At 40.4% G+C, this 7,418-nt stretch carries 8 protein-coding genes; 5 read left to right on the top strand and 3 right to left on the bottom strand.

Translation table 11 applies throughout. From position 1 onward, the window contains the following. The 3 genes from HP439_RS16635 to HP439_RS16625 form a co-directional block, all read right to left on the bottom strand. Positions 1-1,105: ABC transporter transmembrane domain-containing protein (locus HP439_RS16635; RefSeq protein WP_246229398.1), on the bottom strand; the 1,105-nt coding region annotated here is incomplete at its 3' end. Between the two features lie 61 nt (positions 1,106-1,166). Beyond that, positions 1,167-1,718, bottom strand: coding sequence for a hypothetical protein (locus HP439_RS16630; RefSeq protein ID WP_172391468.1), 552 nt, complete (start codon positions 1,716-1,718; stop codon positions 1,167-1,169). Positions 1,719-1,793: 75 nt separating this feature from the next. After that, positions 1,794-2,573 (bottom strand): SAM hydrolase/SAM-dependent halogenase family protein, encoded by a 780-nt coding sequence (locus tag HP439_RS16625; RefSeq protein ID WP_172391467.1) that lies wholly within the window; start codon positions 2,571-2,573, stop codon positions 1,794-1,796. Between the two features lie 277 nt (positions 2,574-2,850). Between HP439_RS16625 and HP439_RS16620 the strand changes: the two genes are divergently transcribed. From HP439_RS16620 to hisC, 5 genes are all read left to right on the top strand, one after another. Next, positions 2,851-3,813 carry a PhoH family protein gene (locus HP439_RS16620; RefSeq protein WP_172391466.1) on the top strand — a complete coding sequence of 321 codons (963 nt, stop codon included), beginning with the start codon at positions 2,851-2,853 and terminating at the stop codon, positions 3,811-3,813. Between the two features lie 38 nt (positions 3,814-3,851). After that, a complete protein-coding gene (locus tag HP439_RS16615; RefSeq protein WP_172391465.1) occupies positions 3,852-4,799 on the top strand; it encodes a phosphoribosylaminoimidazolesuccinocarboxamide synthase in 948 nt (315 codons plus the stop codon). Between the two features lie 119 nt (positions 4,800-4,918). Continuing rightward, entirely contained in the window at positions 4,919-5,296 is a 378-nt protein-coding gene (locus HP439_RS16610) for an STAS domain-containing protein (protein ID WP_172391464.1), read from the top strand. Further along, the gene (locus tag HP439_RS16605) at positions 5,293-6,207 is read left to right on the top strand and encodes a ribonuclease Z (protein ID WP_172391463.1); all 915 of its coding nucleotides are present in this window, start codon (positions 5,293-5,295) and stop codon (positions 6,205-6,207) included. Before HP439_RS16610 ends, HP439_RS16605 begins: the two co-directional genes overlap by 4 nt. Before the next feature lie 47 nt (positions 6,208-6,254). Beyond that, a complete protein-coding gene (gene hisC, locus HP439_RS16600) occupies positions 6,255-7,325 on the top strand; it encodes a histidinol-phosphate transaminase (RefSeq protein ID WP_172391462.1) in 1,071 nt (356 codons plus the stop codon). Positions 7,326-7,418: the final 93 nt, after the last annotated feature.

Below are 7,418 nucleotides of genomic sequence, written 5' to 3'. Positions count from 1 at the left end.
TGAATTCCAAACTGCCATATATCGGCGTATTAATTGTTTTGTTTTCTTCAGATATCTCGATGTTTTCAGTTTGCTCATCTAATATTTCTATAACACGTTCACTAGCACCTAAAGAGCGTTGTACATTGGCGTAAAGCTCAGGAAAGCTTCCCATTGATCCGGCGACAAACATGGAGTAAAGAATGTACGTTGTTAGATCGCCTACACTTATTTCTCCAGCTGATACAAGTGTCGCGCCATACCAAATTACCACGATCACCGCGCCAAAAATGCAAAAGATAATGAACGAGGCAAATATACCTCGATACGTTGCGCCTTTCACTGCGAGCGCGACGACGGCATCTAGTTTATTAGAATATCGTTTGGATTCATGATATTCGTTTACGAATGCCTTGACGTTGCTGATGCCTAATAAAGTTTCTTGCACAATGCTGTTTGAGTCCGCGAGTTTATCTTGCGCTTGGCGGGATAAATTACGGATGAAGCGTCCAAATATTATGGCAGTGATGACAATGATGGGGAGTATACATAGGTTCATCAAGGCCAATTTCGGAGATACAAAAATGAGTAGGCACACACCGAAAACTAAAGATATGGATTGTCGTAATATTTCCGCGAGCGTAGTTGTCAAGGTATCCTGTATCTGCGCCAAATCAGAGGATAGCCTGCTATTTAACTCGCCAACACGTCTGTTTGCGAAAAATTCGAAAGGAAGAGTGATTAGTTTATGGTAGGTGTCCTTGCGGATGTTGCTAAGGGCCTTCTCCGAAATTTCTACAAAGAGGCGGATCCGACCAAATGAGACGATGGATTGAACTAGAAGGATCGTAATTGAAATTCCACCAATGGTCCATACACTGGCCGGTAGCCATGGATATTTTTGACGTCCCTGTGCCGCGTCTATCATAGCGCCTAATAGAGCTGGAAACGTAAGCATTGTTAAGCTAGATAGTGTTAAAAAAAACATTCCCCAGATGAACTTGCTGCGATACGGTTTTAGATAGTTGAATATCTTTAATGCCTTCTTAAGTAATTCCTTATTAAGCTTGGGTTTGGGTAAGTCTTCTGATTGTGTATTACCACTGTTCAATTGTGCTCTCGCCATCCGTACTAAAAATTTAAAGGCAAAAGTACAGTATTATTTACCGCGACGTATCACTCTTTCGTCAATTTTTAACCTTGTTCTGTTTGTAGAGCTGATATACGGAAACTAATAGTATGAGTATTACCGCTATAAGTAGGTATAGGAAAATATTACTGTCATGATCTTTGGTGTCAAGGGCGCTGATTTCCTCACGTAATTTGTCGTTTTCATTTTGAAGCTTGGTAATCGTTTTCATGTATGCAGATACCTGATGGTCATATTCTGTTGCCAAAGCTGCATAGCGATCGCTTTGGTAATCCTTCAGGTCGAGCAACTTTTTTGTCTCTATGAATATTTTATTGTCCGTTATTACGACTTGTCGCAGAATATCTATGGATTTTTGCATATCACCTTTCGTTTTGAAAATTCCAAAAACGCCTGTTTTCTGTTGAAGGCTGATGTCGAATTCGCCAAATCGTTTACTTCGATCTTCTAAAAGCTGGTTTACATGTTCGCGTTGTTGCTCATAGTTAAGAGAATCGCTTCCGCGATTTAGTTGTGCCCATGCATTGTTTACAGAGCTTAACCAAAACAATATAATAACTAAAGGAAGGAAAGTTTTAAATTTTTGCATGCCGTAAATTTTGTTCTGTGATCCCATAATCAGATTATAGACCACTTAAATGAACGAAGGATTAATCGATCGGTCTTAGGTGAATTCCACCATTATAATTTCATCCTGTTGTAAACCCAGCAGTCGACTAGCATGCCCTTTATTTATAGCTATCTCTAGAAAATTGCTAATGCCGAAAAGACATAGCTTTTCACCTTCAGGTACTTCATTATAATGCCAGCTTAAGCTGTTGATCGTTTCGTTACGCTTAAAATGAAGTTTGAAGCTTCGTCCATGTTGGACTTCGTTAAATAACTCCTTACTAATATTACTAATCACGTTGCCAAAGGAGTCTATATAGGAAACATGACCCTTGATGCTGTTTCCGTCGACAAATGGTTGGATCATCACTTTTTTTAACGGACGCTCCATGGGTTGCCCGATAGCCTTGAGTTTTCCACCGTTAGCAATATGGCAAGCTGCCTTGGTGAGAATATCAGCGAGGGGGAAGTGTAGATACCTAAGATCCTGCATAATGTCGATTTCATACAGCTCTTGTGGGTCGTTTTCTCCAAGGATTATACTGAAAATCCCGTTATCCGCTCCAACAAAATAATGGTTTTCAAATTTCATCATTGCGTAATGCGATCCTTCTTGAAAAACCGTATCAATACCGATTAGATGGACGGTTCCTTTTGGGAAATAGTGAAATGCGTTGCGCATAACTACTGCGGCTCGTTGAATATCAAAGGAGGGAATTTCATGAGTGATGTCGACGATACGAACGTCCGGCAACTGCGAAATAATGCTGCCTTTTAGCGCTGCTTGATAGAAGTCGCGGTGTCCTAAATCTGTTGTAAGCGTAATTACTCCCATAGTGTATCTCTGAAGATACTAAAATCTTATAAATTGTGGTGAAGTTTATTTACAATAAACGAATCACAAAAGTAAGAAAAGAATATGCAATATTGGCTACAGTGCGTTCGAAAATAACCTTTTTTAGATTGTCACGATAAAGAAGATGATTATTGTTTGTATTTTTGAGGAGGTAAATTGCTTGACGACAAAAGTTTGCAAAAAGTTCTTTTAGTTTCTGGTAAAATACAACGAAAAAACACCTATATTTAATACCAAGAACAAAATCTGAAATAATTTGAACGAAGCATTAATTAATCTAGACGACGTAAACCTAGTTACGTTGTGGGGGGCTCAAAATGAGCATTTTGAATTGATAAAAAAGGGTTTTCCCAAACTTCGTTTGGTTGCTCGAGGTAACGAATTGAAAGTGCTCGGGGAAGAATCTGAACAGGTTCGTTTTAAACATGTTTTTGAGCGGATATTGAATCACATTCAGCAGTTTCAAACCTTAAATGAGAATGCGTTAGAGGATTTGGTGGGGCAAATTCCTAAAAATGAGTCGTCTAAAGACGGTAGGCTTGTTGAACAACCGACATTTAAGGGCGAGCCGATAGTGTATGGACCAAATGGTATTGTAGTACGAGCAAGAACACCAAACCAGCGCCGAATGGTGGATAGTATCGTCAAAAATGATATTTTATTTGCAATCGGTCCTGCAGGAACTGGTAAAACGTATACAGCAGTTGCGCTTGCGGTGCGTGCGCTTCGGAATAAGGAAATTAAACGTATTATATTGACTCGTCCAGCAGTCGAAGCAGGTGAAAACTTAGGATTCTTGCCAGGAGACCTGAAAGAAAAGGTAGACCCCTATCTAAGACCATTGTATGATGCCTTGGATGATATGATTCCTGCTGAGAAGCTTAAAGATCTAATAGAACGTCGGGTGATAGAAATTGCGCCACTTGCCTTTATGAGAGGACGAACTTTAGATAATTGTTTTGTAATTTTGGACGAAGCGCAAAACGCGACTGATATGCAACTCAAAATGTTCCTCACAAGGATGGGTCCAACAGCGAAATTTATCGTGACCGGTGATCTTACGCAGATTGATTTACCGAAGAAAATTCAATCCGGGTTGGCTACAGCGGTGAAATTGTTAGACAATATCGAAGGAATAGAGGTCATACACCTGAGTGGGGCAGATGTTGTTCGGCATAAACTGGTTAGACGCATTTTAGAAGCGTACGGAGATATTTAAAGAAATAAAATGAAGGACGTGCCAGACACGAAACTACTATGAATGCGATAAAAGAAACAAATTTTAATTTTGAAGGACAAAGATCCCTTTACAAAGGGAAAGTACGGGATGTGTACGATATTGACGGGGATTACCTGGTAATGGTCGCGTCGGACAGAATTTCTGCTTTTGATGTTGTTCTGCCTGAGCCGATCCCCTATAAAGGCCAAGTCCTTAATCAAATTGCAGAGAAATTTCTCGCAGCAACTGCGGATATACTCCCGAATTGGGTGATCACGGTGCCAGACCCGAGTGCAACCATCGGATATCGTTGTGAACCGTTTAAGGTTGAGATGGTAATTCGTGGCTATCTAGCGGGACATGCTTGGCGTACTTATAAAATGGGCGGAAGAGAGCTTTGTGGTATTTCTTTACCTGAAGGACTGAAAGAGAATGATAGATTGCCGACGCCCATTATTACACCAACGACGAAGGCTGCGGTTGGACACGACGAAGATATTTCTCGTGAAGAAATCATCAAACAAGGGATTGTTACAGAGAAAGACTATATCCAACTTGAAAAATTTACACACTTATTATATCAACGAGGAGCAGAAATGGCTAACGAACGTGGATTGATTCTTGTCGATACTAAGTATGAATTTGGAAAAAAAGACGGAGTAGTTTATTTAATGGACGAGATACATACTCCGGATTCCTCTCGGTATTTTTATGCGGAGGGTTACCAAGATCGTCAGAATAAAAATGAGCCACAGCGACAGCTTTCCAAAGAGTTTGTTCGGCAATGGCTGATAGAAAATGGATTTCAAGGTAAAGATGGTCAAAGAGTGCCCGAGATGACTGAGGAGATTATAGCTTCAATTTCAGAGCGTTATATTGAACTGTTCGAGCATATTACTGGAGAAAAATTTCAATATCCTGCTGCCGGTAATGTATTGTTGAGAGTTGAAACAAACATCAGACAGGCCCTAGAAAAAATAGCATAACGAGCAGATTCCCTTTGAATGTAGCGTAGATGTCAAAGGGAATTCTTATTTTAGAAGCTGTGCAATATTTGGGGGATTCCTCGACGATATGTATTTGATAATGCTAATTTTTGTCTCTTATGAAATTTACGGTAGAAAAACACGAACGTTATGTTATTATTGAGCCGCTTACCGATGTTTTGGATGGCACGGCGGCAACAAAGTTAAAGGGAGAGTTCATGTTGCGTAATACGGGAGGACTACGCAATATTGTATTGGACCTCGGCCAGGTTAAGCGGGCGGATGAAGATGGACTACGTATGGGATTGCTGGCCCGCAGACTTTGTAAAGCATCCGGAGGTTTGTTTATTCTAACGGGCTTAAATCAAGAATTAAAAGACATGTTGAAATTGGCGCAAATGAGCGAATATTTCAAGATTACCTCGACAATTGCCGAAGCGGAAAATATGATTTTCGGTAATGAACTTAGATTAGATCTGAAGGAAGAGCAGGCATGAGTCGGTTCGAAGTCTTAATCTTGGGAAATAGTTCTGCTACCCCGATGTACGGGCGTCATCCAACTTCTCAAGTTGTTAATTATAATGAACAATTATTTTTGATTGATTGCGGCGAAGGGACCCAGATGCAGCTCTTTCGCTACGGAATCCGTAGTAACCGCATCAATCATATTTTTATTAGTCATCTACACGGCGACCACTATTTAGGGCTCGTCGGTCTTTTATCTTCCCAACACCTAATGGGAAGAAATTCTAGTTTACATTTGTATGGGCCTCCGCCATTACAGGAAATTTTGGATTTGCAGTTCAAGTATTCTGACACACGCTTGCGGTATGAACTTATTTTTCATCCGACAAATCCAAACGCAGCGGAAGTTATTTTAAACTTGCCCATGTTGCGGGTGACGAGTTTTCCCTTACAACATCGTGTGGATTGCACAGGATTTAGATTTGATGAAGGCGAACGCTCAGCTCCGCTTAATTTGCAGAAAGTCGAAGAATTGAGTATTCCAGCTCCCTATCTAAAGTTGTTAAAAAAAGGAATTGATTACGTATCGGCGGACGGGACGGTCTATCCCGCCTCAGAGTTCACATTTCCGCCCCCCAGTTCGCGAAGCTACGCATTCTGTTCAGACACAAAGGTTTGGGACGGCTATTTAGAGGCGATTCGGGATGTGCATTTATTGTATCACGAAGCAACCTTTCTTCACGACATGGAGGATAGAGCTGTAGAAACCTTCCATACGACAGCCTTTCAAGCAGCGACCATCGCGAAAAAAGTGAATGCAAGACAATTGTTATTAGGGCATTATTCAGCACGTTATAAAGATTTGGATCCTTTTTTACATGAAGCAAGATCAGTGTTTGACAATACGCTTCTCTCTGAACAAGGTAAGTGGTTTTTAGTATAGGGATTTTGTAGATTTTTCCTCATATTTACAAATTCAAAAAAAATGATATGACAAAGCCATTTAGCCTAACCGCTTTGCTGAGGGAAAATATTAAAAGATTGGTGCCTTACTCGTCTGCTAGAGATGAGTTTAAAGGAGAGGCATCTGTGTTGTTGGATGCAAATGAGAATGCATTCGGCTCGCCCTATAGTAAAAACTACAATAGGTATCCTGATCCGCTGCAACAGAAGTTAAAGGTTCGCCTCCATCAAATTAAAGGGGTTCCTGCTGAGAATATTTTTCTTGGAAATGGCAGTGACGAAGCGATCGATATATTGTATAGAGCATTTTGTGAGCCTGGTGTGGATAATGTTGTTTTGGTGCCGCCAACCTATGGAATGTATGAGGTGTCCGCAAATATTAACAACGTTTTATGCAAAAAGGTTCCCCTGACCCCGGAATATCAGCTAAATCTCGATGGAATTGCTGAAGCCATTGACGCCCGGACTAAGCTTATTTTTATTTGTTCTCCCAATAACCCAACAGGCAATAGTATAAACCGTCAAGATATTGAAACTATTTTAGTGAATTTTGATGGTCTGGTAGTTGTTGATGAGGCCTATATCAACTACGCTAAGCAACCTTCATTTACGAAAGATCTATCGGAGTTTGCAAACCTCGTTGTGCTACAGACATTGTCAAAAGCATGGGGACTTGCTGCCTTGCGTTTGGGGATGGCGTTTGCAAGCAGGGAAATTATTGGCATATTTAATAAAATTAAACCCCCTTATAATATTAACCAAGCTACTCAAGATATCGTACTTGATGCTCTGGAACGCGTTGATGTGGTCAATGAATGGATTAAAGAAACGGTCTCTGAACGGGAGAAATTGGTTACCGCGTTGAATGACATTGAGGGAATCGAACACGTAACTCCTTCAGATGCGAACTTTGTGCTTGTCAAGTTAGAAAAGACTCGTGATTTATATGGTTATTTGGTAGATCGGGGAATCATAGTTCGGGATCGTTCTAAAGTGGAACTTTGCGAAGGATGTCTACGCGTGACGGTCGGGATTCCGCAAGAGAATAGAACACTGGTAAATGCTATCCAAGATTTCTACAGCGAAAAGAATGGGTAGTGCTAACGGTCGGTATAATGCTGTATTAGTTTTGATTATAGTTTGTTAGTAATAGATTGATTTTTAGATTATATGTCTGATTTAATAAAAAGA

It is taken from the genome of Sphingobacterium shayense (assembly GCF_013179575.1).
Taxonomy (GTDB): domain Bacteria; phylum Bacteroidota; class Bacteroidia; order Sphingobacteriales; family Sphingobacteriaceae; genus Sphingobacterium; species Sphingobacterium shayense.
This window is presented reverse-complemented; position numbering and strand designations above follow the sequence as displayed.